27 protein-coding genes, 1 tRNA gene and 1 pseudogene are annotated in these 25578 nt (G+C 72.3%); 24 read left to right on the top strand and 5 right to left on the bottom strand.

What is annotated here, in order from left to right; translation table 11 throughout:
* Positions 1-33 precede the first annotated feature (33 nt).
* The 3 genes from ETU37_RS20465 (at position 34) to mraY (ending at position 3041) form a co-directional block, all read left to right on the top strand.
* A complete protein-coding gene (locus ETU37_RS20465) occupies positions 34-1326 on the top strand; it encodes an APC family permease (RefSeq protein WP_129989205.1) in 1293 nt (430 codons plus the stop codon).
* Positions 1323-1763, top strand: a complete 441-nt coding sequence (locus ETU37_RS20470; protein ID WP_206054087.1) for an SRPBCC family protein — start codon at positions 1323-1325, stop codon at positions 1761-1763. The genes ETU37_RS20465 and ETU37_RS20470 overlap by 4 nt, the downstream gene beginning before the upstream one ends.
* A 192-nt stretch (positions 1764-1955) precedes the next feature.
* On the top strand, positions 1956-3041 hold the full coding sequence (gene mraY, locus ETU37_RS20475; RefSeq protein ID WP_129989206.1) for a phospho-N-acetylmuramoyl-pentapeptide-transferase: 1086 nt from the start codon (positions 1956-1958) through the stop codon (positions 3039-3041).
* Here mraY and ETU37_RS20480 read toward each other — a convergent pair.
* On the bottom strand, positions 3014-3904 hold the full coding sequence (locus ETU37_RS20480; protein ID WP_129989207.1) for a CPBP family intramembrane glutamic endopeptidase: 891 nt from the start codon (positions 3902-3904) through the stop codon (positions 3014-3016). The two genes, mraY and ETU37_RS20480, sit on opposite strands and share 28 nt — an antisense overlap.
* Before the next feature lie 186 nt (positions 3905-4090).
* Between ETU37_RS20480 and ETU37_RS20485 the strand changes: the two genes are divergently transcribed.
* The 4 genes from ETU37_RS20485 to ETU37_RS20500 all read left to right on the top strand — a co-directional run bounded on the left by ETU37_RS20485 (position 4091) and on the right by ETU37_RS20500 (position 7419).
* Positions 4091-4870 (top strand): hypothetical protein, encoded by a 780-nt coding sequence (locus tag ETU37_RS20485; protein ID WP_206054088.1) that lies wholly within the window; start codon positions 4091-4093, stop codon positions 4868-4870.
* A gap of 70 nt (positions 4871-4940) precedes the next feature.
* Positions 4941-6023 (top strand): phosphatase PAP2 family protein, encoded by a 1083-nt coding sequence (locus ETU37_RS20490; protein WP_129989208.1) that lies wholly within the window; start codon positions 4941-4943, stop codon positions 6021-6023.
* 50 nt (positions 6024-6073) lie between these two features.
* Positions 6074-7096 (top strand): adenosine deaminase, encoded by a 1023-nt coding sequence (locus tag ETU37_RS20495; RefSeq protein ID WP_129989209.1) that lies wholly within the window; start codon positions 6074-6076, stop codon positions 7094-7096.
* Positions 7097-7158: 62 nt separating this feature from the next.
* Positions 7159-7419, top strand: coding sequence for a hypothetical protein (locus ETU37_RS20500; protein ID WP_129989210.1), 261 nt, complete (start codon positions 7159-7161; stop codon positions 7417-7419).
* Between the two features lie 85 nt (positions 7420-7504).
* Here the strand turns inward: ETU37_RS20500 and ETU37_RS20505 are convergent.
* Together ETU37_RS20505 and ETU37_RS20510 are read right to left on the bottom strand one after the other, a co-directional pair.
* Positions 7505-7852, bottom strand: a pseudogene (locus ETU37_RS20505) (peptide-methionine (S)-S-oxide reductase); the annotation flags it as partial.
* Positions 7853-7969: 117 nt separating this feature from the next.
* Positions 7970-8046 (bottom strand) — tRNA-Ile (locus ETU37_RS20510).
* Positions 8047-8199: 153 nt separating this feature from the next.
* Here ETU37_RS20510 and ETU37_RS23365 point away from each other — a divergent pair.
* From ETU37_RS23365 to pucD, 11 genes are read left to right on the top strand one after another with little or no spacing between them, the layout of a single operon-like run.
* Positions 8200-9786 (top strand): S8 family serine peptidase, encoded by a 1587-nt coding sequence (locus tag ETU37_RS23365; RefSeq protein WP_165372621.1) that lies wholly within the window; start codon positions 8200-8202, stop codon positions 9784-9786.
* Between the two features lie 28 nt (positions 9787-9814).
* The gene (locus tag ETU37_RS20520; protein WP_129989212.1) at positions 9815-10189 is read left to right on the top strand and encodes an allophanate hydrolase-related protein; all 375 of its coding nucleotides are present in this window, start codon (positions 9815-9817) and stop codon (positions 10187-10189) included.
* A gap of 3 nt (positions 10190-10192) precedes the next feature.
* Positions 10193-11533, top strand: coding sequence for an allantoinase AllB (gene allB / locus ETU37_RS20525; protein ID WP_129989213.1), 1341 nt, complete (start codon positions 10193-10195; stop codon positions 11531-11533).
* A complete protein-coding gene (gene alc / locus ETU37_RS20530; protein ID WP_129989214.1) occupies positions 11530-12516 on the top strand; it encodes an allantoicase in 987 nt (328 codons plus the stop codon). Before allB ends, alc begins: the two co-directional genes overlap by 4 nt.
* A gap of 54 nt (positions 12517-12570) precedes the next feature.
* The gene (gene uraD, locus ETU37_RS20535; protein ID WP_129989215.1) at positions 12571-13092 is read left to right on the top strand and encodes a 2-oxo-4-hydroxy-4-carboxy-5-ureidoimidazoline decarboxylase; all 522 of its coding nucleotides are present in this window, start codon (positions 12571-12573) and stop codon (positions 13090-13092) included.
* Complete coding sequence (gene uraH, locus ETU37_RS20540; protein ID WP_129989216.1) at positions 13089-13424, top strand: hydroxyisourate hydrolase; 336 nt, start codon at positions 13089-13091, stop codon at positions 13422-13424. The genes uraD and uraH overlap by 4 nt, the downstream gene beginning before the upstream one ends.
* An 11-nt stretch (positions 13425-13435) precedes the next feature.
* Positions 13436-14278, top strand: coding sequence for a factor-independent urate hydroxylase (gene pucL / locus ETU37_RS20545; protein WP_240755859.1), 843 nt, complete (start codon positions 13436-13438; stop codon positions 14276-14278).
* Between the two features lie 13 nt (positions 14279-14291).
* The gene (locus tag ETU37_RS20550) at positions 14292-15155 is read left to right on the top strand and encodes an FAD binding domain-containing protein (protein WP_129989218.1); all 864 of its coding nucleotides are present in this window, start codon (positions 14292-14294) and stop codon (positions 15153-15155) included.
* Positions 15152-15625, top strand: a complete 474-nt coding sequence (locus ETU37_RS20555; protein ID WP_129989219.1) for a (2Fe-2S)-binding protein — start codon at positions 15152-15154, stop codon at positions 15623-15625. Before ETU37_RS20550 ends, ETU37_RS20555 begins: the two co-directional genes overlap by 4 nt.
* Positions 15622-16986 carry an 8-oxoguanine deaminase gene (locus ETU37_RS20560; protein ID WP_129989220.1) on the top strand — a complete coding sequence of 455 codons (1365 nt, stop codon included), beginning with the start codon at positions 15622-15624 and terminating at the stop codon, positions 16984-16986. Before ETU37_RS20555 ends, ETU37_RS20560 begins: the two co-directional genes overlap by 4 nt.
* Positions 16983-19265, top strand: coding sequence for a xanthine dehydrogenase subunit D (gene pucD / locus ETU37_RS20565; RefSeq protein ID WP_129989221.1), 2283 nt, complete (start codon positions 16983-16985; stop codon positions 19263-19265). Before ETU37_RS20560 ends, pucD begins: the two co-directional genes overlap by 4 nt.
* Positions 19266-19441: 176 nt before the next feature.
* Here the strand turns inward: pucD and ETU37_RS20570 are convergent, their stop codons facing one another.
* Positions 19442-19777 (bottom strand): MerR family transcriptional regulator, encoded by a 336-nt coding sequence (locus ETU37_RS20570; RefSeq protein ID WP_165372622.1) that lies wholly within the window; start codon positions 19775-19777, stop codon positions 19442-19444.
* Positions 19778-19897: 120 nt separating this feature from the next.
* Here ETU37_RS20570 and ETU37_RS20575 point away from each other — a divergent pair, with 120 nt between their 5' ends.
* The 6 genes from ETU37_RS20575 to ETU37_RS20600 all read left to right on the top strand — a co-directional run bounded on the left by ETU37_RS20575 (position 19898) and on the right by ETU37_RS20600 (position 24901).
* A complete protein-coding gene (locus ETU37_RS20575) occupies positions 19898-20305 on the top strand; it encodes a helix-turn-helix transcriptional regulator (protein ID WP_129989223.1) in 408 nt (135 codons plus the stop codon).
* A gap of 52 nt (positions 20306-20357) precedes the next feature.
* Entirely contained in the window at positions 20358-20759 is a 402-nt protein-coding gene (locus tag ETU37_RS20580) for a VOC family protein (RefSeq protein WP_129989224.1), read from the top strand.
* 26 nt (positions 20760-20785) lie between these two features.
* A complete protein-coding gene (locus ETU37_RS20585; protein ID WP_129989225.1) occupies positions 20786-23152 on the top strand; it encodes an ATP-binding cassette domain-containing protein in 2367 nt (788 codons plus the stop codon).
* Positions 23153-23244: 92 nt separating this feature from the next.
* The gene (locus ETU37_RS20590) at positions 23245-23550 is read left to right on the top strand and encodes an ArsR/SmtB family transcription factor (RefSeq protein ID WP_206054090.1); all 306 of its coding nucleotides are present in this window, start codon (positions 23245-23247) and stop codon (positions 23548-23550) included.
* Positions 23547-24524: a TIGR03086 family metal-binding protein gene (locus tag ETU37_RS20595; protein WP_129989226.1), complete on the top strand. Its 978-nt coding sequence runs from the start codon at positions 23547-23549 to the stop codon at positions 24522-24524. The genes ETU37_RS20590 and ETU37_RS20595 overlap by 4 nt, the downstream gene beginning before the upstream one ends.
* Before the next feature lie 41 nt (positions 24525-24565).
* Complete coding sequence (locus ETU37_RS20600) at positions 24566-24901, top strand: YciI family protein (protein ID WP_129989227.1); 336 nt, start codon at positions 24566-24568, stop codon at positions 24899-24901.
* A 12-nt stretch (positions 24902-24913) separates the two neighbouring features.
* Here the strand turns inward: ETU37_RS20600 and ETU37_RS20605 are convergent, their stop codons facing one another.
* A complete protein-coding gene (locus ETU37_RS20605) occupies positions 24914-25537 on the bottom strand; it encodes an FMN-binding negative transcriptional regulator (protein ID WP_129989228.1) in 624 nt (207 codons plus the stop codon).
* Positions 25538-25578: the final 41 nt, after the last annotated feature.

A 25578-nucleotide genomic window follows, 5' to 3' on the forward strand; every position in this document is an offset into this window, starting at 1 on the left:
CGCGGCGCCGTGACCAGTGGACAGGGTGTCGGCATGGCGACCGAGCACGAGACCCCCTCCGTGCGCCTGTCGACCCGTCAGGCGGCGTTCATCGGCGTGGGGTCGATGGTGGGGGCGGGGATCTTCTCCCTCCTCGGCGCCGCGGGGGAGGTGGCCGGTGCTGCTGTGTGGGTGTCGTTCCTGATCGCGGGCGGGATCGCCGCCTTGCAGGGTTACTCGTTCGCGAAGATGGGTGCGCGCTACCCGTCGGCAGGCGGGCTCCTGGAGTACGTCGTCCGCGGCTGGGGGAACGGTCACTTCACGGGCGTGATCGGGTGGCTGGTGCTGGCCGTCAACGCGATCATCACTGGCATGGTGGCCGTCTCGTTCGGCAGCTACGCGAGCGCCGCGACGGACGCGGGCACGGCCGGAGTGAAGGTGTTCGCGGTGCTGCTGATCGTGGCGATGGCTGGGCTCAACGTCGTCGGCTCCCAGGCCGTGGCGAGGGCGCAGACGGTCGTCGTCGTCGTGGTCATCGGCATCTTGACCCTGTTCGCGATCACGACGCTGTTCAACATCGAGCAGGGTCACCTGTCGCCGGCGGTCTATCCGTCGTTCAGCGACATCGTCGCCAGCGTGGCGCTGACGTTCTTCGCGTTCCTGGGCTTCGGTGTCATCACCTTCACGGCCAAGGACCTGGCCGATCCGGCACGGCAGCTCCCTCGCGCGGTGTTCCTGGCGCTGGGGATCGCGACCGTCATCTACGTGGCCGTCGCGCTGGGCGTGTTCGGGGTGCTCACCGTCGAGGAGGTGATCTCGTCGGGCGGCACCGCCCTGGCCGTCGCCGCGGAGCCGGTGCTGGGCTCGGTCGGATTCGGGCTGATGACCGTCACGGCGTTGTTCGCCACGGCAGGGGCCACCAACTCGGGGCTCTACCCGGCCGCCGGGCTGTGCGAGCAGCTGGCCAGGATCGGCCAATTCCCGCCCGGGCTGGGAGCCCGCCTCGGCGGCCGTGCCCCGATGGGTCTGGTGGTGACGGCCGTGATCGCCATCCTGCTGGCCGCCGGTTTCGACCTGAACGCGATCGCCTCGATCGGCAGCGCCGTCGCACTGGTGGTGTTCGCCCTCGTGTCGGTCGGACACCTCCGTGTGCGTGCCGAGACGGGAGCCAAGGCCTGGGTCCTCGGCCTCGGGATCGCCACGAACCTGGTGGTGCTGACCACCTTCGTGCTCACGACCCTCGTCGAGGAACCGTCTACCGCGGCGGCCCTCGTGGTGATCCTCGCGCTCAGCATCGGGGCGGACCTGGTCTGGAAGCGCCGTTCCCCGGTCGCGTCCCGGGGGTGACGGGCGACGTGGAGCAGGGCACCAGCGTCGACGTGGCCGCCCCGGTGGACCGGGTGTGGGAGGTGCTCGTCGACGTCGAGCGGTGGCCGGAGTGGACGGACTCGGTGAGCAGCGTGCGGCTGCTCGACACCGGCCCGCTCGCCGTCGGGTCGCGCGTGCAGGTCTCCCAGCCGCGGATCCCCACCGGCGAGTACACCGTGACCGCGCTCGAGCCGGGAAGCAGCTTCACCTGGGAGCAGCGGCAGCCCGGCAGCAGGGTGTCGGCGCACCACGCGTGCACGCCGTTGCCCGACGGCGGCACCCGCGTCGAGCTCGCCGTCGTGATGAGTGGTGCGCTCGGCGGGGTCGTGGGGCGGCTGTACCGGAGGCTCACGGAGCGGTACCTCGCCATGGAGGCGGCCGGCCTCAAGCTCCGCGCCGAGAGCACCGCGCGCTGAGCGGGACCGCTCGCTTCGTTCTGCTAGCGTGCGCTCCCCGAAGATCCGCTCTGCCGATCAGGCTCACGCTCGGAGGTCGTCGATGGGTGGTGGCGCCACGCGGGCCACCGTGCTCGGGCACACGACGGTCGATGTCGTTCCCGGCTGCGGGACGGGCATCCGCACGCGGGAGCGCGCCCGGTCGGCTGCGGCATGAGGGCGGTGCTGCTCGGCGGGGCGATCTCACTCGTCCTGTCGCTCCTCCTCACGCGGCTCGCGGTGCGCCAGTTCGCGATCTGGGGCCTCGGGCAGGAGGTCCGGGTGGACGGGCCGACCACCCACCTCGTCAAGAGGGGGACGCCGACGATGGGCGGATGCGCCATCGTGCTGTCGGTCCTCCTGGGGTACGCCGCCGCCAAGCTGCTCACGCGAGAGGCCCCGTCCGCGTCGGCGCTGCTGCTGCTGCTCCTCCTCGTGGGGATGGCGGGGGTGGGGTTTCTCGACGACTACCTCAAGATCCGCAATCAGCGCAGCCTGGGACTGAGAAGCCGGGCCAAGGTCGTGGGCCAGGCGGTCGTCGCCTTGGCGTTCGCCGTACCGGCGCTGCGGGGTTCCGCGAGCGACGGTGACACGTCGCCGGTGTCCGACCGGCTCTCCTTCGTTCGCGACGTCGGGCCCGCACTGCCGTGGATCCTGCTCGTCGGGATCATCTGGCTGATGGTGACCGGCACGAGCAACGCCACGAACCTGACGGACGGCCAGGACGGTCTCCTCGCCGGCTCCGCCACCTTCGTCTTCGCCGGGTACACCGTCATCGGCATCTGGCAGAACGACCATCTCTGCAGCGGGTCGGCAGCCGGCCTCGCCGCCTGCTACCAGGGCGGGGCACCGCTGGACCTGGCGACCATGTCGGCCGCCATCGCCGGCGCCTGCGTCGGGTTCCTGTGGTGGAACGCGCCACCGGCCCGGATCATCATGGGCGACACCGGCTCGCTGGCACTCGGCGCGGCGATGGCGGGGTTCGCCCTCATGACCAGGACCGAGCTGCTGCTGATCGTGCTCGGCGGGCTCTTCGTCGCCGTCACGATGTCCGTCATGCTCCAGGTGTCCTGGTTCAAGGTCACGCGACGCGTGAGCGGCACCGGCAGGCGGCTCTTCCTCATCGCGCCGCTCCACCACCACTTCGAGCAGCTGGGGTGGCAGGAGGTGACGGTGACCATCCGCTTCTGGATCATCGCCGGGCTCTGCTCGATCGCCGGTCTCGGGATCTTCTACAGCGAGTGGCTGACGCGGGCCTGAGCGGACCCGGCCCTGCGCTGGTGACGCAGTGCGAGCCAGCCGACCAGGACCATCAGTCCCAGGACGTCGGCGAAGCCGGCGATCGAGGCCCACGGAAGCTCGATGTCCCCTCCTTGCAGGTTGGCGTAGAAGGAGCCGAGCGGGGTCAGGAGGGGCCAGAGGACGACGAGGTTCCGGACGATGGCGAACGCGACCGCGTAGACCAGGCCGAGGCCGGTGAGGAAGAGCAGGTCCGTCCCGGTCATCTCGAACCCGACGTGGTAGGCGCCGTACAGGGCCGCCGCGACCGCGATCCCGACGACCGGGCCGAGCTGCTCCTCCAGCCTGGTCTGGATGAACCCGCGGAAGAAGACCGACTCGAAGACGCCGATCACGAGTGACATCGCCAGCAGCGGGACCCAGTCGACCGGGGCCGGCAGGTCGTAGCCCCACAGCGTGAGGCCGAACTGCACGCCCGCGAAGCCCAGCGCGAACGGTACGGCGGCGCGCAGGTTGTCGCGGCGCACGCCCAGGTCGGCGAGCGTCCGGTGCCGCACCCACACGGTGTAGTAGACCGGCCCGGCGACGCCCAGCAGCAGCGCGCCGGCGAAGCACAGGAAGAGCCCGAGGACGTGGTCCTGGGTGAAGCCGACGAACGCGGCTCGGTTGAGCGCCACGACCGCGACGAACAGGCCGGCGATGACGAACAGGTCCTGCGGGTCGGCCAGCCGACGGGACGAGGGCAGGGCGCCGGGGACCAGCGAGAGCGCGAGCCCACTGGCCGCCACGGCCACGAAGTACCACGGGCCGCTCCCGATCGGGAGCAGCAGGAATCCGAGGATCACCCAGCCGGACCAGAGCATCGTGCGCGTGCGGTTGCTCATGGCGAACACCTCCACCCTCAGTCGACGGCGATCGGGGGAGCCGCGGCAGAGGCCGAGGGGCCGAGACGTGAGGACGTTCGTCCCCGCGGGAGTCGCTCCGACCGGGCGCTGCCGGCCATCTCATCCGATGCGGGGGAGGCGCCGTCGGTTCCGGGGGCCGAACCCTGGGGGCGCTTGGAGGTGTCGGTGACCTACGTCGAACACGTGCGCCCGGACGGGACGGTGGTCCGCTGGGAGTCGCGCCGGCACCGCAAGCACCTGACGGAGGAGGCCGCCGGCTCCACCTGGTGGGCGCCCCGGGCTCGGGGCTGGTGGATCGCCGTCCTGTTCGCGGTCGGGTCCTTGCTGTTCGCCGTCGGTGCGACTTCGGTCTACGCCGACGCGGTCGGGACCCGCTGGGACAACGTCACGTTCTTCGTCGGGTCCCTGTTCTTCACCTCGGCCGGGTTCCTGACCTACCGGGAGGCTGTCGACGCCGCGCCACCCGCGATGAACCCCGCCGACCGGCGGGTCCTCGTCTACCAGCCGCAGCGCATCGACTGGTGGGCCAGCGGCGTGCAGCTCATCGGCACCCTGTTCTTCAACGTGAGCACGGGAACCGCCCTCGCCGCCAGCCTGTCCCCGCATGCCGCCCACGACCACGTGTGGCGCCCCGATGCCCTCGGCTCGGTCTGCTTCCTGGTCTCGAGCGGCCTGGCCTGGTTCGAGGTGTGCCACGGCTGGGCCGCCTGGCGCCCGAAGGACTGGGCCTGGTGGATCACGCTGGCCAACCTGGTCGGGTCGGTCGCCTTCGGCGTCTCCGCGGTCGGCGCCTACGTCAACCCGGTCTCCGGTCAGGTCCACAACGCCCAGGAAGCCGCGGTGCAGACCCTGATCGGCGCGGTCTGCTTCTTCGTCGGAGCCGTGCTGCTGCTGCCCGAACGCACCGAGCACACGGGTGAGAGGGCCGCGGCAACGACCGCCTGAGTCTCCTGCGACCGGCACCGCTCCGGCGAGTGCGGCGACCGCGTCGGGTGAGGGCTGGCACCATCGGGGTGTGCCAGCCCTACTCACCAGCGCCGCGCCGACGACGGGCCGCGAGGATCGCCGGTGGTACCGCGCGTACGGTCTGCAGGTCGTGCTCGCCATCGGCCTGTTCGGCGCCGCGCTGCTGGTCGCCAGGATCCAGCATCTTCCGGTCCGGGACCCGGATGACTCGATCGTGGGACCGTCCTACGTCCGGCTTCCCCTCATCGCCCTCACCTGCTTCCTCCTCGACGTCGTCGTGCGCTGTCTCCGGGGCGGCGGTCCGGTCGGGTGGCGATCCCGCCTTGCGGCGGTCGTGCGCGAGCGGTGGCAGGTACGGCGGGTGCGGCTGGTCCTGATCGGCATGGGCAGCTGGTACGTCGCCTACGTCGGTTTCCGGAACCTGAAGAGCTACGTCCCCTTCGTGCGTCCGGACATGATGGACGACCACCTGCTGCGTCTGGACCGGATGCTGGCCTTCGGACACGACCCGGCCACCGTGCTGCACGACCTGCTGGGCACCGGGCTCGCCGCCCACCTGATGTCCCTCACCTACGTCGCGTGGATCCTGTTCCTCACCCTGTCGCTGCTCATCGCCCTGTTCTGGACGAGCAACCTCGACATCGCCTGCTGGTACGTCAGCGCGGTGGCGGTCAACTGGGTGCTGGGGGTGGCGGTTTACTACCTCGTCCCCTCGACCGGGCCCATCTACGCCCGTCCCGAGCTGTTCGCGGACCTGCCGGACACGATGGTCACCCACATCGCCCGGAGCTGGCTCACCGACCGGGCCGACATGCTCGCCGACCCCTTCGGGACCGACGCTCTGCAGACCATCGCGGCGTTCGCGTCGTTGCACGTGTCCGTCATGGTCACCGCTTGGCTGATCGCCAGGATGATCGACCTCCGCCCGGTCTTCGTCCGGTGGGGCCTGGCGCTCTTCCTGGTCCTCAACATCCTGGCCACGGTCTACCTGGGCTGGCACTACGTGGTGGACGTCTTCGGCGGGATGGCGATCGGGGTGGCCGCGGTCTGGCTCTCGGCCTGGGGCACCGGCAACCAGCACCGGTTGCCGACCCTCCTGCCTTCGGCATCCGCGCGCCGACGACGCTGGTAATTCATGGAGTCGGGGTATCGAACGGGCGCGGAGGTGATATGCACACCTCCATGCTGCCGGCCGCCGAGCTCCACCTGCACCTCGAAGGCACCCTCGAACCCGAGACGATCTTCGCGATCGCGGAACGGAACAAGATCGCGCTGCCGTACTCAAGCATCGACCAGCTGCGGGCACGCTATGCCTTCACCGACCTGCAGTCGTTCCTGGACCTGTGCTACACCAACATCGACGTCCTGCGGACCGCCGAAGACTTCGCCGACATGACGACGGCCTATCTGGACCGCGCGGCTGCGGCGGGGCTGCGGCACGCTGAGGTCTTCCTCAACCCGCAGGCACACACTGCCCGAGGGGTCCCCCTGCCCGAAGTCATGGCGGGAGTCGCCAGCGCCCTCTCCGAGTCGCTCCGGACTCATGGGCTGAGCACCGGGCTGATCGTGGCGTTCCTGCGGGATGAGAGCGAAGAGTCGGCGATGGCGACCCTCAACGCTGTCCTGGCCCTGGACGCAGCGTTCATCGGCGTGGGTCTCGACTCCGCCGAGGTAGGGCACCCTCCGTCGAAATTCGCCAAGGTGTTCCAACGGGCTCGCGCCGAGGGTCTGCACCGCGTGGCCCACGCTGGTGAAGAAGGTCCACCCAGCTACATCTGGGAGGCGCTCGACGTGTTGGGCGTCGAGCGGATCGACCACGGCGTGCGCTGCCTCGATGACGAACGGCTCGTCCGGCGCCTCGTTGAGGACCAGGTGCCGCTGACCGTGTGCCCTCTGTCGAACGTGAGCCTCAGAGTAGTTGACGACATTGCCTCACACCCGTTGTCAACCATGCTGGAGCGAGGGATCAAGGTGACCGTCAACTCCGACGACCCGGCGTACTTCGGTGGCTACGTCGACGACAACCTCGACGCCCTCACCCGAGCCGGCCATCTCACGGGTGCAGACCTCGTGACGCTGGCTCGCAACTCGATCGAGGCATCCTTCGCCGATCCCGGACGCAAGCAGCAACTGCTGAATGAGCTCGGCGTCGCGCTCGGCGAACCGGATGGCAAGCACCGCGGGACTCCCGGCCGAGCGACCTAGCCACGACCTGGTGCGACAGGAGACAAGGGACTGAGCGGCGACGAACGGGGTATTCAGGCACGATGCTGTCGCTCGGCGTGAGGGAGGCCATGAACGGGTTGTTCGTCATGGAGTCGACTGCCGCCTCGGTACGCACAGTCGACTGCGGGCGGTTCTCTCCTGACAACACCCGCCCTGAGTGTGAGGACCGTGCTGACACGGGCATCGGCATCTTTGTCGCCGCAGCCGTGTTGCTCCTCGCCGTGGGTCTCGTTGCCTGGCGTCTCATGCTGAGGCGGATCAAGACGGCACCCTCAGACGACGAGAGGCCAGAGAGCCGATGAGTCGTCCACTACGGCCACCGACAGACAAGGGCGACGCGGTTCGGGGGGCACACTCATCGGCACGACCGCACACTGCGCCGACACGCTATGCCGTACTGACAGCGGCCCTGTCGTCCTGCCGAGGGAACGGGGGTTTGAAGACGTTCGGGAAGCTCTGCAGGTAGTTCTGGCGTTCCAGCCCGTCCTCCACGAACACACCTCGTGGGCTGATCTTGGTCACGGTCTTGCCTGGCCAGTGGCCCGACGCGTCGACGTCGAGGATCATTTCCTCGGCCACTCTCCGCTGGTCCGCGCTCATGTAGAAGATCTCGGAGCGGTGGATGGAGCTGACGACGCCTTCATCGAGGTCGGGTCGGTGAACCTGGAAGAACACCTCCAGCAGTCCTCGATACGAGAGCCGCGCGGGATCGAAGGTGACTTCAACGACCTCCGCGTGACCGCGGGAGGTTGTCGGTCATCGTGGACTCCCTCCATCGCACGAGGCCGCACGTCCGGACGTCCTGCCGTTCACGCTCGAAAACCAGCATGCGGCCAGACCTGCGCGAACACCTGGTAGGGCGGGTGGGGCTCGAACCCACGACCCAAGGATTATGAGTCCTCTGCTCTGACCGACTGAGCTACCGCCCCGTGCCGGGCGATCCTAACGACGTGGCCGCGACGTCGTGCGGCCGCGTATCCCTCGCAGACCTGTGCATCACGGACAAGCGGTGCGCCGACAACCAGGCAGAGTAGGCCTTCTGGTGGAGGCGTCGCCGGACGCGTTCTTTTTACCGTCGCCGCATGACCAGGCTGCCGCACTCCACCCCCCTGTCCGAGACCGGCCGGTCGCGTCCGCCGAAGGCCCGGCGCGCGACGTACCTGACCACGACCACGACCGCGGCACTGGTCGCCGCTGCCGTGGCGTGGGGCGGTACGGCGCCGTCGGCCGCCGGCGGTCAGCGCGCCGGAGCCGCGCGGGACTCGTCCGGTCCCGCCGCACACCAGTACGTGGTCCGCTACCGGCCGGGCACGAACATGCGAGCCGTGGGGCGGTCGCTGCGCGCGGACGGCGTCGAGGTCGAGGCCACCGTGACGCGCGCCGTCGACGTCGCGCTGGTCACCCTGGACCGCGCCGAGGCACGCGTCCTGTCGCGCTCGCCCGAGGTGGTGTCGGTGTCGCCCAACCGGCGGATCTCCATCGCGGGCACCCAGACCCAGCCGACCTGGGGCATCGACCGCGTCGACCAGCGGGCACTGCCGCTCTCGGCCAGCTTCACCACGCCTGATCCGGTGAGCACGGTCGAGGCCTACATCATCGACACCGGTACGGGCGCTCACAACGACCTGCAGGGACGGGTCGCCGCCGGGTACTCGTCGGTCGACACCGGGGCGGGCAACACGGATTGCAACGGGCACGGGACGCACGTGGCCGGCACCGTCGCCGGTGCGACGTACGGCGTGGCGAAGGGCGCCGCCAGCGTCATCCCGGTGCGCGTGCTCGACTGCACCGGCAGCGGCACGCTGTTCCAGGTCATCAACGGGATCAACTGGGCGGTCGGGCAGCACCAGCCGGGCGTCCCGGCGGTGGCCAACCTGAGCCTCGGAGGCGCGGCCGACAGCTCTCTCGACGCCGCGATCCAGGCCCTCGTCGCGGACGGCGTGACCGTGGCCGTGGCCGCCGGCAACTCCGCCAGCGACGCCTGCCTGGTGTCCCCGGCGCGCGAGCCCCTGGCGATCACCGTCGCCGCGAGCAACATCGCGGACCAGCACGCTGCGTTCTCCAACAGCGGGACGTGCGTCGACCTGTACGCGCCGGGCGTGGACATCACGTCCGCCTGGCCGACCGCGCCCGACGCCACCATGACGATCTCCGGCACGTCCATGGCGTCCCCGCACGTGGCCGGCGCCGCCGCGGTCCTGCTCTCGCGGCAGCCGGCCCTGACCCCCGCGCAGGTCGCCGAGAAGCTGGTCGCCGACGCCACCCCCGACGTCCTCATCGGCGTGCCCGCGAGCACGCCGAACCGGTTGCTCTTCGTGGACCAGTACCCCGCCGCGCTGCCGCCGCCGCCCCCGCCCCCGCCGCCGGCGCCGGCCGTCGCGACGGTGCCCGACCGGGCCCGCTCGGTGGACGCGCAGGCGAAGGAGCGGTCGGCCCGCGTCGAGTGGAACGTCACGGCGGACGGCGGCTCGCCGATCACCGCTCAGCGGATCCGCGTCTACCAGTCGGGTGACAAGGTGCGCTCCGTGTCCGTCGAGCCCGGTGTCGAGCACGTGCGCGTCGAGCACCTCCGGCCCGGCGAGTCCTACAAGTTCACCGTGACGCTGCGGAACGCGGTGGGACGCAGCCCGGAGTCGCACAAGTCCGAGGCGGTCGAACCCCGGCGCTGAACGGCCCGGACGGCCTACGCTGCCGGGCATGGTGCTGCTGATGACGAACGGGGAGGGCATGCGCGGGGGAGCGGTGCACCACACGATCGCCGACCACCCGTTCGTCGGCGAGGTGGAGACCGCGCCGCGCTACCGGTTCTTCTCGGTGCGCGACCAGTTCCCCGGCCTCGTGCCCGTCGGGGACGGCGGCAGCGTCGTCCGCGGTGAGCTGTACGACGTACCGCTGGAGGTGCTGCGCGACTCCTTCCTCCCGCACGAGCCGGCCGAGCTCGAGCTCGGGGCGGTCGAGCTGGCGGACGGCCGCGCCGCGCTCTGCATGGTCCTGCGTCCGGAGGAGCGCGGGCGGCACCGCGAGATCACCGAGCACGGCGGCTGGCGCGCCTACAAGGCCACCCTCGGCTGACGCGTGGCCACCACCTACGACCTCGTCATCGAGGCGCCACGCGCGGTCGTCGACGGCCGCGAGGACGCGTGCGTGGTCGTGGTCCGCGACGGCCGGGTCGTCGGTGTCGAGCGGTTCGGCGCCACCGTCGCCGCCGCGGAGACGGTGCGGCTCGACGACGACGCGGTGCTGCTGCCCGGCCTGGTCGACACCCACGTGCACTGCAACGACCCCGGCCGCACGGACTGGGAGGGGTTCGCCCACGCCACCCGCGCGGCCGCGGCCGGAGGTGTGACCACCCTCGTCGACATGCCGCTCAACAGCGTCCCGCCGACCGTCGACCCGGAGGCCCTCGCCGCCAAGCGGGACGCCGCGCACGGCCGCTGCTACGTCGACGTCGCGTTCTGGGGCGGCGCGGTGCCGGGCAACACGGCCCACCTCCGGTCGCTGTGGGACGCGGGCGTGCTGGGGTTCAAGGCCTTCCTGGTCGACTCCGGCGTGGAGGAGTTCCCCGCGCTCGACGAGGCCGGGCTCCGCCGCGCCGCCGAGACCGTCGCGTCGTTCGGCGGCCTCCTGCTCGTGCACGCCGAGGACCCCGACGCGGTCCTGCCGGCTCCGGCCGGCGACGACTACGCCTGGTTCGCGGCGAGCCGGCCACCGGTCGCTGAGGTGGAGGCCGTCCGCGCGGTGGTCGCCGCGTCGCGGGCGACCGGGTGCCGGATGCACGTGGTCCACCTGGCCGCCGCGGCGGCGCTGCCGGTCGTCCGGTCCGCCCACGACGCCGGGGTCCCCGTGACCGCCGAGACCTGCCCGCACTACCTGGCCCTGACCGCCGCGGACGCACCGGCCGGCGACGGCGCCTTCAAGTGCTGCCCGCCGCTGCGCGACGCCACCAACCGCGACGGCCTCTGGGACGGGCTGCGCGACGGCACGCTCGGGCTGGTCGTCTCCGACCACTCACCCTGCCCCGCCGAGCTCAAGGCGACCGGGCCGGGCGGGCTCGCCGACGCCTGGGGCGGGATCAGCTCGCTCCAGCTCGGACTCGCCGTGACCTGGACCGGCGCCCGGCAGCGGGACCTCACCCTCGCCGACGTGGCGCGCTGGATGGCCACCGCGCCGGCCGACCGCGCCGGGCTCGGGCGCAAGGGCCGGATCGCCGAGGGCGCCGACGCCGACCTGTGCGTGCTGGCGCCGGAGGAGACGTTCGTCGTCGACCCGCACGAGCTCCAGCACCGCCACCCGGTGACGCCGTACGCCGGACGGACGCTCGCCGGGGTCGTCCGGCAGACCTGGCTCGCCGGCCGGCCGGTCGACCTCGAGGCACCGCCGCGCGGCCGCCTGCTCCGACGGGGAGGGACACCATGACCCAGGATGGCCCGGACTTCACCGATCTGCCCGACGTCGCGTCGCGCACGCTCGGGGGCGGCGTCGTGCACGCCGACGACGAGCTGTTCGCGTCGGCCGACAACCTGGTGAACCCCGGTCCGCCGGAGCACGACCCACAGGCCTTCGGCCCCCGCGGCAAGGTGTACGACGGCTGGGAGACGCGGCGGCGGCGCACGCCCGGCCACGACACGGCCGTGATCCGGCTCGGGGTCCGGTCCGAGGTCGCCGGCGTCGTGGTCGACACGGCGTGGTTCGCCGGCAACTACCCGCCCCGGGTCGGCGTGGACGGCGTCGACCTGCCCGGCTACCCATCGGTCGACGAGCTGCTCGACGCGCCCTGGAAGCCCCTCGTGCCGGTCAGCGACGTCCGCGGCGACGCCCGCAACCCGTTCGCGGTCGACGGATCTCCCGCGTGCACGCACGTCCGGCTGACCCTGCACCCCGACGGCGGCGTCGCGCGGCTGCGCGTGCACGGCCGGCCGGTGCCCGACCCGGCGCTGCTGACCGGCACGGTCGACCTCGCCGCGCTGGAGAACGGCGGCGACGTCGTCGACTGCTCCGACGCGTTCTACGCCTCCGCGCGCAACCTGCTCCTGCCCGGCCGCGCGCGCACCACGGGCGAGGGCTGGGAGAACGCCCGGCGCCGCGACGGCGGCAACGACCACGTCACGGTCCGGCTGGCCGGGCCCGGCACCGTCCGGCGCCTGGTGCTGGACGCCTCCCGCTTCGTCGGCAACGCCCCGGGCGAGGTGCTGGTCCGCGGCCGCACGGGCGCGCCCACCGGTGGCGACGACGGTCCCTGGATCACCCTGCTGCCGCGCACCCGGCTGCAGCCGGACACCCGGCACGTCTTCGCCGTCGACCCCCGCGCCGCCGGCACGACGGTCGACCACGTGCGGCTCGACGTGTACCCGGACGGCGGGCTGGCCAGGTTCCGCGTGCTCGGGGAGCTGAGCCGCTGAATCTCCGGCCGAGAGGGGCCGGGAGTGGTAGGAAGTCCGGAGAAGGGAGGGGGAATGGCGCAGGTCGTGCAGCCGAGCGACGAGCAGCTCCGTGCCTGCTGCGCCGCGGACACCTGGCTGCGCACGATGACGTCCGCGCGGCCGTTCCCCTCCGTCGACGCCGCCCTCGCGCTCTCCGACGAGGTCGTCCTCGGGCTCGACGCGGCCGGTGTCGACGAGGCGCTGGCCGCGCACGCCCGCATCGGCGAGCGCAGGTCCGGCAGCTCGACCGAGGACCGGTGGTCGCGCACCGAGCAGGCCGGTGCGCTCGCCGTCGACACCGACGTGCAGACCCGGCTCGCCGAGGCCAACCGGCGCTACGAGCAGCGGTTCGGCCGCGTCTTCCTGATCCGCGCGGCCGGCCGGTCCGCACAGGAGATGCTGGCCGCGCTCGAGGAGCGGCTGCACCACGACGACGACACCGAGCTCGACGTCGTACGACGCGAGCTCGCCGACATCGTCCGGCTGCGGCTGGAGAAGGTGGTCTCGACAGGCTCGACCACCCGGGACGGCTCGACCGCCAGGGGGCCGGCATGAGCCTGTCCAGCCACGTCCTCGACGCGGTCCACGGCCGGCCCGCCCACGGGGTCCGGGTCCGCTGGGAGCGGCTGCACGGCGAGCGCTGGGAGCAGGTGTCCGAGGCCGTCACCGACGAGGACGGCCGGATCTCCGTCTGGGACCACCCTGCGGCGACCGGCCCGGGGGAGCACCGGCTGGTGTTCGACACCGGCGCCTGGTTCGCGGGCCAGGGCGCCAAGACGTTCTACCCCGAGGTGGTCGTGGTCTTCGAGGTCACCGACCCCGACGCCCACCACCACGTCCCGCTGCTGCTCAGCCCGTTCGCCTACTCGACGTACCGGGGGTCCTGATGCAGGCACGCATGGGTCCCAACCAGTACGGCAAGGCCGAGATCCGGCTGATGAAGGTCGACCGCGACCACGCCCGGCACGTCCTGCACGACCTCACCGTGTCGGTCGCGCTCGCCGGCGACATGGACCGCGTGCACGTCGACGGAGACAACAGCCCCGTGCTGCCGACCGACACCCAGAAGAACACCGCCTACGCGTTCGCCCGCGAGCACGGCGTGGCGGAGATCGAGGACTTCGCGGCGCTGCTCGCCCGCCACTTCGTCGCCACCCAGGTCGCGGTCCGGCGCGCCACCGTGACCGTCGAGGAGCACGCCTGGGAACGGCTCGCCGACCATTCCTTCGCCCGGTCCGGGCGGGAGACCCGGACCGCGACCGTGCGGTACGACGGTGACCGGATCGAGGTCCGCTCCGGGCTGCGCGACCTGGTGCTGCTGAGCTCGACCGCCTCGGAGTTCCGTGGCTTCGCCACCGACCGGTGGACGACGCTGCCCGAGACCGACGACCGGATCCTGTGCACCTCGGTCGACGCGCGGTGGCGGCACACCGCCCCGCAGGCCGACTGGCGGGCGTCGTACGACGCCGTCCGGTCCGCGCTGACCACGGCCTTCGCCGACACCTACAGCCGCTCGCTCCAGCACACGCTCTACGCCATGGGCGCCCGCGTCGTGTCCACCTGCCACGGGGTCGCCGAGGTCCGGCTCCGGCTGCCCAACCGGCACCACATCCTCGTCGACCTCGCTCCCTTCGGCCTGGAGAACCCCGGCGAAGTGTTCCACGTCGACGACCGGCCGTACGGCCTGATCGAGGGCACGGTGCTCGCCGACGGCGCCGACGCGGACGACGGGGCCTGGTGAGGACGTGCAGCCGATGGACCTGGTGCAGCCCGCGACGTGGGCGGAGGCGCTGACCGCCCGGGCGGAGCGCCCCGACCTGCTGCCGATCGCCGGCGGCACCGACGTCATGGTCGACATCAACTTCGACCGCCGCCGGCCCGAGGGGCTGCTCGACCTCACCCGCGTACCGGAGACGGCGACCTGGTCGGTGGACGACGGTGTGCTGCGGATCGGTGCCGGCGTCACCTACGCGCAGGTCGAGTCGGACCTGGCCGACCTCGCGCCGGGGCTCGCGATGGCCTCGCGCACGGTCGGGTCGCCGCAGATCCGCAACCGCGGCACCGTCGCCGGCAACCTCGGCTCGGCGTCCCCGGCCGGTGACGCCCATCCGCCGCTGCTGGCCGTCGGGGCGACCGTCGAGGTCGAGTCCGTGCGCGGCATCCGGCAGGTCGCCGCCGACGACTTCTTCGTCGGGGTCAAGCGCAACGCCCTCGAGCCCGACGAGCTGATCCGGTCGGTGCTCGTCCCGGTCACCGGCGCACCCCAGCAGTTCGCCAAGATCGGCACCCGCAACGCCATGGTCATCGCGGTCGCCTCGTTCGCCGTCTCCCTGCACCCCGCCGACCGGCGCGTCGGCACCGGCATCGGCTCTGCCGCCCCGACACCCCGGCGTGCACCCCAGGCCGAGGAGCAGCTCGCGGGCGCGCTCGACTGGGACGGCCGCGGCCCGCTCGACCCGTCCGCCGTACGACGCTTCGGGGAGCTCGTCGCCGACGCGGCCGACCCGATCGACGACGTCCGCGGCAGTGCGGCCTACCGCCGCCACGCCCTGGCCGTCCTCGCGGCCCGCACCGCCACCTGGGCCTGGGACCAGCACCGCACGGAGGTCGCGTCATGAGGGTGCGCTGCACGGTCAACGGGGAGGAGCGGGTGGCCGACGACGTGTGGGCCGGCGAGAGCCTGCTCTACGTCCTGCGCGAGCGGCTCGGCCTGCCCGGCTCCAAGAACGCCTGCGAGCAGGGCGAGTGCGGCTCCTGCACCGTCTACCTCGACGGCGTCCCGGTCTGCGCGTGCCTGGTCGCGGCCGGGCAGGTCGAGGGCCGGACCGTCGTGACCGTCGAGGGCCTGGCCGACGGCGACCTGCTGCACCCGGTGCAGCAGGCGTTCCTCGACGCCGGCGCGGTGCAGTGCGGCTTCTGCACGCCCGGTCTCGTCGTCGCCGTCCACGACCTGCTGCAGCGGCACCCCCGGCCCAGCGACCCCGACGTCCGCGAGGCGCTGGCCGGCAACCTGTGCCGCTGCACCGGCTACGAGAAGATCCTCGAGGCCGTACGCCTCGCGGCCCTGCGCGCGGGCGGTGACCGGTGACGACCGTGGTCCAGGGCTGTGCCGTCGCGACCGTCGACGTGGCGGGCACCGAGCACGCCGAGGGTCACGTCGTGGTCGAGGGCGACCGGATCGTCGCCGTCGGGCCCGGTCCCGCCGACCCGGCCGTCGTGGACCGCGCCGACACCGTGGTCGACGGGCGCGGCTGCCTGCTCACGCCCGGCCTGGTCAACACGCACCACCACCTCTACCAGTGGGCGACCCGCGGGCTCGCCCAGCAGGACGACCTGTTCGGCTGGCTCACCACGCTGTACCCGATCTGGGAGGGCCTCGACGAGGACGTCGTCGGCGCCGCCGCCGCGGCCGGGCTCGGCTGGCTCGCCCGCACCGGCTGCACCAGCACCACCGACCACCACTACGTCTTCCCGCTCGACGGCGGCGACGTGCTCGGCGCGACCGTTCTGGCCGCGCGCGAGGTCGGGCTGCGGTTCCACCCCACCCGCGGGTCGATGGACCTCGGCCAGTCGCAGGGCGGGCTGCCGCCGGACTCCGTCGTGGAGACCACCGAGGCGGCGCTGGCCGGCACCCTGCGCGCGGTCCAGGAGCACCACGACCCCACGCCGGGGTCGATGCTGCGGATGGGCGTGGCGCCGTGCTCGCCGTTCTCGGTGACCGAGCGGCTGATGCGCGAGGCGGCCGCGCTGGCCCGCGACCACGGCGTCCGGCTGCACACCCACCTGGCCGAGACCGTCGACGAGGACACCTTCTGCCGGTCGCGCTACGACTGCACCCCGGCGGAGTACGCCGACAGCCTGGGCTGGCTCGGCGACGACGTCTGGCTTGCCCACTGCGTGCACGTCGACGAGGCCGCGGCGAAGCGCTTCGCCGACGCCGGTACGGCGGTCGCGCACTGCCCGACCAGCAACGCCCGGCTCGGCGCCGGCCTCGCGCCGGTGGCCGCGCTGCGGGCGGCCGGCGTCGCGGTCGGCCTGGGCGTCGACGGCTCCGCCTCCAACGAGGAGAGCTCGCTGGCCACCGAGCTGCACGCCGCGGTGATGGTCGCGCGGCTGCGGGAGGGGCCCGCCGCGATGACCGCCCGCGACGCCCTCGCCCTCGGCACGATCGGCGGGGCACGCGTGCTCGGCCGAGCCGACGAGATCGGCTCGATCGAGGCCGGCAAGCTCGCGGACCTCGCGCTGTGGCGGGTCGACGGGCTCGGGCACGCCGGCTGCGAGGACCCCGTGGCGGCCCTGGTGCTGGGCTCCCGGCCGCCGCTCGCCCTGCTCCTCGTCGGTGGCGACGCGGTGGTCGCCGACGACGTGCTGCTGACCGCCGACGAGGACGCGCTGGCCGGCCGGGCCGCCGCGGCGACCCGCCGGCTGCTGGCGAGGAGCCGGCGATGACGGCGACCGGCACCCGCGCACGGACCCGGGGCGGGGTCGGCGAGAGCGCCGCCCGGCCCGACGGCGGCCTCAAGGTGCGCGGCGAGTTCGCGTTCTCCTCAGACCTCTGGATGGAAGGCATGCTCTGGGGCGCGACGCTGCGCAGCCCGCACGCCCATGCCCGGGTCGAGGCGATCCGCACCGAGGCCGCCCTCGCCGTCCCCGGCGTCTTCGCGGTGCTCACCCACGAGGACGTGCCGGGGGTCAACGCCTACGGCCTCGAGCACCGCGACCAGCCGGTGCTCGCGCACGACCGCGTGCGCTACCAGGGCGAGCCGGTCGCCCTCGTCGCCGCCGACCACCCCGAGACCGCGCGCCGGGCCGCCGCGCTCGTCGAGGTCGACTACGCCGAGCTGCCACCCGTCACCGACGCGCGCGCCGCCGTCCGGGGCGAGTGCGAGCCGTTGCACGCCGGCGGCAACACCGTGCGGCACGTGCGCATCCGGCGCGGCGACCCGACCGCCTCCGCCCCGGTCGTCGTCACGGGGGAGTACGAGGTCGGCATGCAGGACCAGGCCTTCCTCGGCCCCGAGAGCGGGCTCGCCGTCCCGGCGGCGGACGGCGGCGTCGACCTGTACGTCGCAACCCAGTGGCTGCACGTCGACCGCAGCCAGGTCGCCTACGCGCTCGGCCTCGACGAAGAGCTGGTCCGGATCACGCTCGCCGGCGTCGGCGGCGCGTTCGGCGCGCGCGAGGACCTCTCGATGCAGGTGCACGCGTGCCTGCTCGCGCTGCGCACCGGGCGCGCGGTGAAGATGGTCTACTCCCGCGAGGAGTCGTTCTTCGGCCACGTGCACCGGCACCCCGCCTGGATGCGCTACGAGCACGGCGCCGACGAGACCGGCCGGCTGGTCTACGTGCGCGCCGAGATCGTGCTCGACGGCGGCGCGTACGCCTCCAGCACGCCGGCGGTCGTCGCCAACGCGGCCACGCTGGGCGCCGGGCCGTACGCCGTACCCAACGTGGCGATCGACTGCCACGGCGCCTACACCAACAACCCGCCGTGCGGCGCGATGCGCGGCTTCGGGGCGGTGCAGGCCGCGTTCGGCTACGAGTCGCAGATGGACCGGCTCGCCGAGGCCGTCGGCGTCGACCCGGCCGAGATCCGGGTGCTCAACGGCCTGACCCAGGGCGACCACGTGGCGACCGGCCAGGAGGTCGACTCCGCCGCCCCGGTCGCCGAGCTGGTCCGCCGGGTGCGGGACATGCCGCTGCCGCCGCCGACGGGCACCGACCTGCGCTCGCTGCCCGGCGGCGTCGCCAACACCACCCACGGCGAGGGCGTCCGGCGCGGCGTCGGGTACGGCGTCGGCATCAAGAACATCTGCTTCTCCGAGGGCTTCGACGACTACTCGACGGCCCGGGTGACGGTGCAGGTCGTCGGCGACGCGCCGGTCGCCTCGGTGCACACCGCCGCCGTCGAGGTCGGGCAGGGGGTCGTCACCCTGCAGGAGCAGATCGCGCGCACCGAGCTCGGCATCGCGCGCGTGCGGGTCGAGACCGCCGACACCCGGGTCGGCTCGGCCGGCTCCACCTCGGCGTCCCGGCAGAGCTACGTGACCGGCGGCGCGGTGCAGGCGGCCTGCCGCGAGGTCGCCGCCGAGCTCGTCTCCCGGGCGTCGATCGCGTCCGGCGCCGACCCGGCCACCCTGTCGCTGGACGCCGACCACGTCGTCGACCTGTCCGGACGCCGGGTCGCCAGCGTCGTGGACCTGCTCGGGGGCGAGGAGGTCGTCGAGCGCACCGTCGAGTGGCGGCACCGCCCCACCACGACGCTGGACCCCGAGACCGGGCAGGGCAGCGCCCACGTGCAGTTCGCCTTCGCCGCGCACCGGGCGGTCGTCGACGTCGACGTCGAGCTCGGCCTGGTCAAGGTCGTCGCGCTCGACTGCGCCCAGGACGTCGGCCGGGCGCTCAACCCCGGTGCGGTGCTGGGTCAGGTCCACGGCGGCAGCGCGCAGGGGCTCGGCCTTGCGGTCATGGAGGAGATCCAGGTGGTCGACGGGCTGGTGCGCAACCCGTCGTTCACGGACTACCTCATCCCGACGGTGCTCGACATGCCGCCGATGCAGGTCGACGTGCTCGAGCTGGCCGACCCGCACGCGCCGTACGGCCTGCGCGGTGTGGGGGAGCCGCCCACCATCTCCTCGACGCCGGCCATCGTCGCCGCGATCCGCGCCGCGACCGGGCTGCCGCTCGCCCGGGTCCCCGTGCGGCCCGAGCACCTCACCGGAACCTGAGCCCCGGCACGTTTCGAACGACGCGTGTCGGGCACCGGGGGGTTCAACGCGTTGTGTGCGGTCGCGAACGTACCCAGCGAAGGCCCCCGGCGTCTGCAGCACCGTCGGGCCGGGGGCCGTGCTGGGGGTCGGCGAGGCCGCGACCGTGCGTGACTTCCGCGGCCCCGCCAACAGACTCAGGGCACGCGTCGTCCGGGCGACAGCTGGTGCCGGCGGATGAGCCGGACGCCGTCGGCGTGCCGGGCGTACGGCAGCCGGTGGTGGTCGAGCAGCGCCTGGGTGTCGCTCAGCGACAGGTGCAGGATCTCGGCGGCCTGCCCGACCGTGACCCAGTACGACCGGGGGTCGTGCCGGTGCGCGCGCCACCGGTAGGTGCGCAGGGCGACCCCCTCGACCTCACCGGGCGTGACCACGTGGCCGCGCATGAGGTCGGCGGCATCCTCGGGCGTGCAGCCGAGGATCAGTGCTGGATCGAAGTCAGTCGGCGTCACGCCGTACTCCCTCAGGACCATCCGGCGTCGCCTCGCTCCTCGAGCGACTCGATGACTCTAGACCCGCTCGGTGGGGCGGTAAAGGCCTCTGCGCCAACGGACTCGGGCGACTTCGAAGACCCCCTCGACTAGCCTCGGAGCATGACGCCGGAGGAGATCGCCGACCTGGCGCACCTGCGCCGGGCCCGCGACCTGATGGACCGCGACTACGCGCAGCCCCTCGACGTCCCGGCCATGGCGCGGGCGGCGCTGATGTCCCCGTCGCACTTCTCGCGCAAGTTCGCAGCCGCCTACGGCGAGACGCCGTACTCCTACCTGATGACCCGGCGGATCGAGCGGGCCAAGGCGCTGCTGCGGCAGGGCATGTCGGTGACCGACACCTGCTTCGCTGTCGGCTGTACGTCGCTCGGCTCGTTCAGCTCGCGCTTCACCGAGGTCGTGGGGCGGACGCCGTCGCAGTACCGCGCGGACGACCACACCGGCATGGAGACCGTCCCCGAGTGCGTGGCGAAGCTCGGGACCCGGCCGCGACGGCGGCGCGCCAGCTGACCGAGCAGGATTCGAGAAGCGCGACGGGGGCTGCCGGACCTACGGTCTCTCCATGACCTCCATCTCCGTCTCCACCATGTTCATCCCCGTCAACGACCCCGACGAGTCGCTCGGCTTCTACCGCGACGCGCTCGGCCTCGAGGTCCGCAACGACGTCGCCGCCGACGGCTACCGCTGGGTCACGGTCGGCGCGCCCGGCCAGGACGTCGACGTCGTCCTCTTCCAGCCGCACGGCGGCCGCTCGCAGACCGAGGGCGACCAGATGGTCGAGCTGATGACCAAGGGCTCGCTCCAGGCCGCGATCTTCAGGACCGAGGACCTCGACGAGACGTTCGAGAAGGTCCGCGCGTCCGGCGCCGAAGTGATGCAGGAGCCCGTCGCCCAGCCGTGGGGCGCCCGCGACTGCGCCTTCCGCGACCCCGCAGGCAACATGGTCCGGATCGCCCAGGCCTGAGCCGCCGTTCTGGAAGACTCCGACGCATGCCCACGAGCACCCCGCACCCCGCCGACACCCACGACCTGATCCGCGTCGAGGGCGCCCGCGAGAACAACCTCAAGGACGTCACCGTCGAGATCCCCAAGCGCCGGCTCACGGTGTTCACGGGGGTGTCGGGCTCGGGCAAGAGCTCGCTGGTCTTCGCGACGATCGCCGCGGAGTCCCAGCGGATGATCAACGAGACCTACAGCGCCTTCGTCCAGGGCTTCATGCCGTCCCTGGCCCGCCCCGACGTGGACCACCTCGAGGGAATCACGACCGCGATCATCGTCGACCAGGAGCGGATGGGCGCCAACCCCCGCTCCACCGTCGGTACGGCGACCGATGCCAACGCCATGCTCCGGATCCTGTTCAGCCGGCTCGGCAAGCCCTACGTCGGTCCGCCCACGGCGTACTCCTTCAACGTCCCGACCCGCAAGGCCAGCGGGATGATGACGACGGAGAAGGGGGGCCGCACCGAGCGCCGGATCGCCAAGCAGGAGGTCTACCTCGGCGGCATGTGCCCGCGCTGCGAGGGCATGGGCAAGGTCAACGACATCGACCGCACCGCGCTCTACGACGAGGACAAGTCGCTCAGCGAGGGTGCGCTCACGGTGCCGGGTTACTCGATGGACGGGTGGTACGGCCGGCTGTTCGAGGGCATGGGCCTGCCGATGGACAAGCCCATCAAGTCGTTCACGAAGAAGCAGCTCGAGACGATGCTGTGGGCCGAGCCGACCAAGATCAAGGTCGAGGGCGTCAACCTCACCTTCAACGGCATCATCCCGCAGATCCAGAAGTCCATGCTCTCCAAGGACCCCGAGGCGATGCAGCCGCACGTCCGGCGGTTCGTCGAGCGGGCGGTGACCTTCCAGACCTGTCCCGACTGCGAGGGCACCCGCCTCACGCCGGAGGCACGCGCGTCGAAGATCAACAAGAAGTCGATCGCCGACCTCTGCGAGATGCAGATCAGTGACCTCGCCGAGTGGATCCGCGACCTCGAGGAGCCGTCGGTCGCACCACTCCTCAAGGGCCTCCAGCACCTCCTCGACTCGTTCTCCGAGATCGGGCTGGGCTACCTGTCCCTCGACCGCCCCGCCGGCACGCTGTCCGGGGGCGAGGCGCAGCGCACCAAGATGATCCGGCACCTCGGGTCGTCACTCACCGACGTCACCTACGTGTTCGACGAGCCCACCATCGGGCTGCACCCGCACGACATCGCGCGCATGAACAACCTGCTGCGCCAGCTCCGCGACAAGGGCAACACGGTGCTCGTCGTCGAGCACAAGCCGGAGACGATCGCGATCGCCGACCACGTCGTCGACCTCGGCCCTGCGGCCGGTGCGGCCGGTGGCGAGATATGCTTCGAGGGCGATGTTGACGGGCTGCGCTCCAGCGGCACCATCACCGGCCACCACCTCGACGACCGCGCCAAGATCAAGGACGAGGTGCGCACGGCGACCGGGCAGATCGAGGTGCGCGGAGCCTCCACCCACAACCTGCGCGACGTCGACGTCGACGTACCCCTCGGCCTGCTGACCGTGGTCACCGGCGTCGCCGGTTCCGGCAAGAGCTCGCTGATCCACGGCTCGCTGGCGGGACGTGACGAGGTGATCGTGATCGACCAGGGTGCGATCAAGGGCTCGCGGCGCAGCAACCCCGCGACCTACACCGGCCTCCTCGAGCCGATCCGCAAGGCGTTCGCCAAGGCCAACGGCGTGAAGCCGGCGCTCTTCAGCTCCAACTCCGAGGGTGCCTGCTCCACGTGCAACGGCGCCGGCGTGATCTTCACCGAGCTCGGGCCGATGGCGACCGTCGAGTCGCCGTGCGAGGAGTGCGAAGGTCGTCGGTTCAAGGCCGAGGTGCTGGAGCACACTCTCGGGGGCAAGGACATCGCCGAGGTCCACGAGATGTCGGTCGTCGACGCGCTCGCGCTGTTCAGCGACGGCGACGCGAAGATCCCGGCCGCGGTGAAGATCCTCGACCGCCTCGTCGACGTCGGGCTCGGCTACATCACCCTCGGGCAGCCGCTCACCACGCTCTCCGGCGGCGAGCGGCAGCGTCTCAAGCTGGCTGTCCAGATGGGGGAGAGCGGCGACGTCTACGTCCTCGACGAGCCCACCACCGGCCTGCACCTCGCCGACGTCGAGAACCTCCTCGGCCTCCTCGACCGGCTCGTCGACAGCGGCAAGTCGGTGATCGTCATCGAGCACCACCAGGCCGTCATGGCGCACGCCGACTGGCTCATCGACCTCGGCCCGGGCGCCGGCCACGACGGCGGCACGGTCGTCTTCGAGGGCACGCCCGCCGACCTGGTCGCGAGCCGCGCCACCCTGACCGGCGAGCACCTCGCGGAGTACGTCGGCGGCTGAGCCGACCATCGACGGCGGACGGGCGACGTGCCCGTCCGCCGCTGTGTCGTGCGCTCTTGCCAAATGCGTTAGTGACGACTAACGTATTGCAGGTGGTCGACGCCCTCTCTGCCGCCGCGGAGCCGAGTCGACGACGCATCCTCCAGCTGCTGGCGGCGCGCCCGCTGACGGTCAGCGAGATCGCGGCGCAGTTCACCGTGACGCGCTCCGCGGTCTCGCAGCACCTGCTGGTCCTCGCCGAGGCGGGGCTGGTGGAGGCGGAGAAGGTCGGCCGCACGCGGGTGTACCGCGTGCTGCCGTCCGGGCTGAGGAAGCTCCAGGCCGAGATCGACCGGTTCTGGACCGATGAACTCGACATGCTCGTCGCCGACGCGCACCGACTGAGGAGAGACCAGTGACCTACACGAAGACCGCCACGCTGCCCGTCACGCCCGACGAGGCGTTCGCGCTGATCACCGAGCCGGAGCGGCTGCGACGCTGGCAGACGGTGTCGGCGTACGTCGACCTCCGGGCCGGCGGGGAGTACCGGTGGACGATCACCCCGGGCCACGTCGCGGCCGGCACCTACCGTGAGGTCGAGCCGGGACGGCGCATCGTCTTCGGTTGGGGCTGGGAGGGCAACGACGACCTCAAGCCGGACGCGTCGACGGTGACGGTGACGGTGGAGCCCGTCGACGGCGGCACCCGGGTGACGCTCGAGCACGATGGCCTCACCGAGGAGCAGGCGCGGATGCATGCCGAGGGCTGGGACCACTACTTCGAGCGGCTCGTCGCCGTCGCCACGACCGGCGACGCCGGTCAGGACGAGTGGGCCTGGGCGCCGGAGGCACTGACCCCGGTCACCGCAGCCGACGCCGCGCTGGCGGCGTTCCAGCCCGTGCTGCGCAACCTGACCGCCGACGACCGGCCCAAGCAGACGCCGTGCGCGGACTTCACCTGCCACGACCTCGCCGAGCACCTGTTCACCTCGCTCGAGCAGCTGGGCGCCATGGCCGGCGTGACCGTGACGAACCCCGAGCAGGGCTCGCTGGAGAACCGCATCTCGGTGATGGCCGCCCAGACGATCGACGGCTGGCGCGCGGTCGACCTCGACGGCACCGTCCCCGGTCCCGGCGGCCGCGAGATGCCGGCGGCGTTCGGTGCGGGGATCCTGGCCGTCGAGCTCCTGCTGCACGCGTGGGACATGGCGCAGGGGAGTGGCCAGGTGCTCCGGGTGTCCGACGAGGTCGTGGGCTACGTCGCATCCCTGACCGAGGACATCGTGCCCGGCGGCCGCGGCCGCTCGTTCGCCGACGAGGTGGCCGCCCTGCCCGACGCCACGGCTCTCGACCGGCTCGCCGCCTTCGCCGGCCGCACCCCGGTCACCGCCTGACCACCGAGCACCCACATCCGACCAGACCTGAGGAGATCACCATGACGAAGTACCTGTTCGTGTACCACGCCCCGATGACGCCGGCCGACGCGACACCGCCCGACCCCGCCCAGATCGACGCGGTCATGCAGCAGTGGAACGACTGGGCCGGAAAGGTCGGCGACGGCATGGTCGACTTCGGCACGCCGCTCGCCCACGGCACCCGGGTCACCCCGGAGGGCACGTCGGACAGCACCCGCGAGGTTGTCGGTTACACGCTCATCGAGGCCGACAACAAGGAGGCCGCGATCGAGCTCGCGAAGGTGCACCCGCACCTGAACATGCCGGGTGGTTGCGAGGTCGAGGTGCACGAGGCGCAGGCCCTCCCTGGGATGTAGCCCGCCCGGAGGTCAGTCCCGACCCAGCAACGACTCCATGGCGTCGGCGACGTCGGCCTCGCGGCGGCCCCCTTCGGCACGCATCCCGGCGGCGGCACCGGCGCGGTCCTCGTCGGAGCGGTTCTGGCTGAGCTTCGCCTTGGCCTCGACCTGCTCCACCACGAGCTCGACGCCGACGATCGCGCGCAGCTGCTTGCCGACGTACACCTCGGGGGCGTCGGTCACCGCCCACGGCTCGGCCCGGTGCTGCTCGTGCAGGTCGGTGAGCCGGGTGACGGCGTCCCGGACCCAGTCGGGGTCGTCGTGCACGGTGACCCGGCCGGTGACGTGCACCGCCGAGTAGTTCCAGGTGGGCACGACGCGACCGTGCTCGCGCTTGGTGGCGTACCAGCTCGGCGACACGTACGCCTCCGGACCGGTCACCACCGCGAGCGCGGGCGTGTCCGGCTCGATCGTGCGCCAGTGGTCGTTGGCCCGGGCCAGGTGGAAGATCCAGCGGTCGCTCGCGCGCAGCAGCGGCAGCCGCGACGCGCGCGGGTAGCCGTCGGGACCGGTCGTGACGAGCTCGGCGGCGCCGACCGCGTCGACGAAGGCGGCGACGTCGTCGGTCATCTGGTTGAAGCGGGGCAGGTACACGTCGCGACGATAACGCCGGGCACACGCCGCGGACCCCGCGC

It is taken from the genome of Nocardioides iriomotensis (assembly GCF_004168035.1).
Lineage (GTDB): Bacteria > Actinomycetota > Actinomycetes > Propionibacteriales > Nocardioidaceae > Nocardioides_B > Nocardioides_B iriomotensis.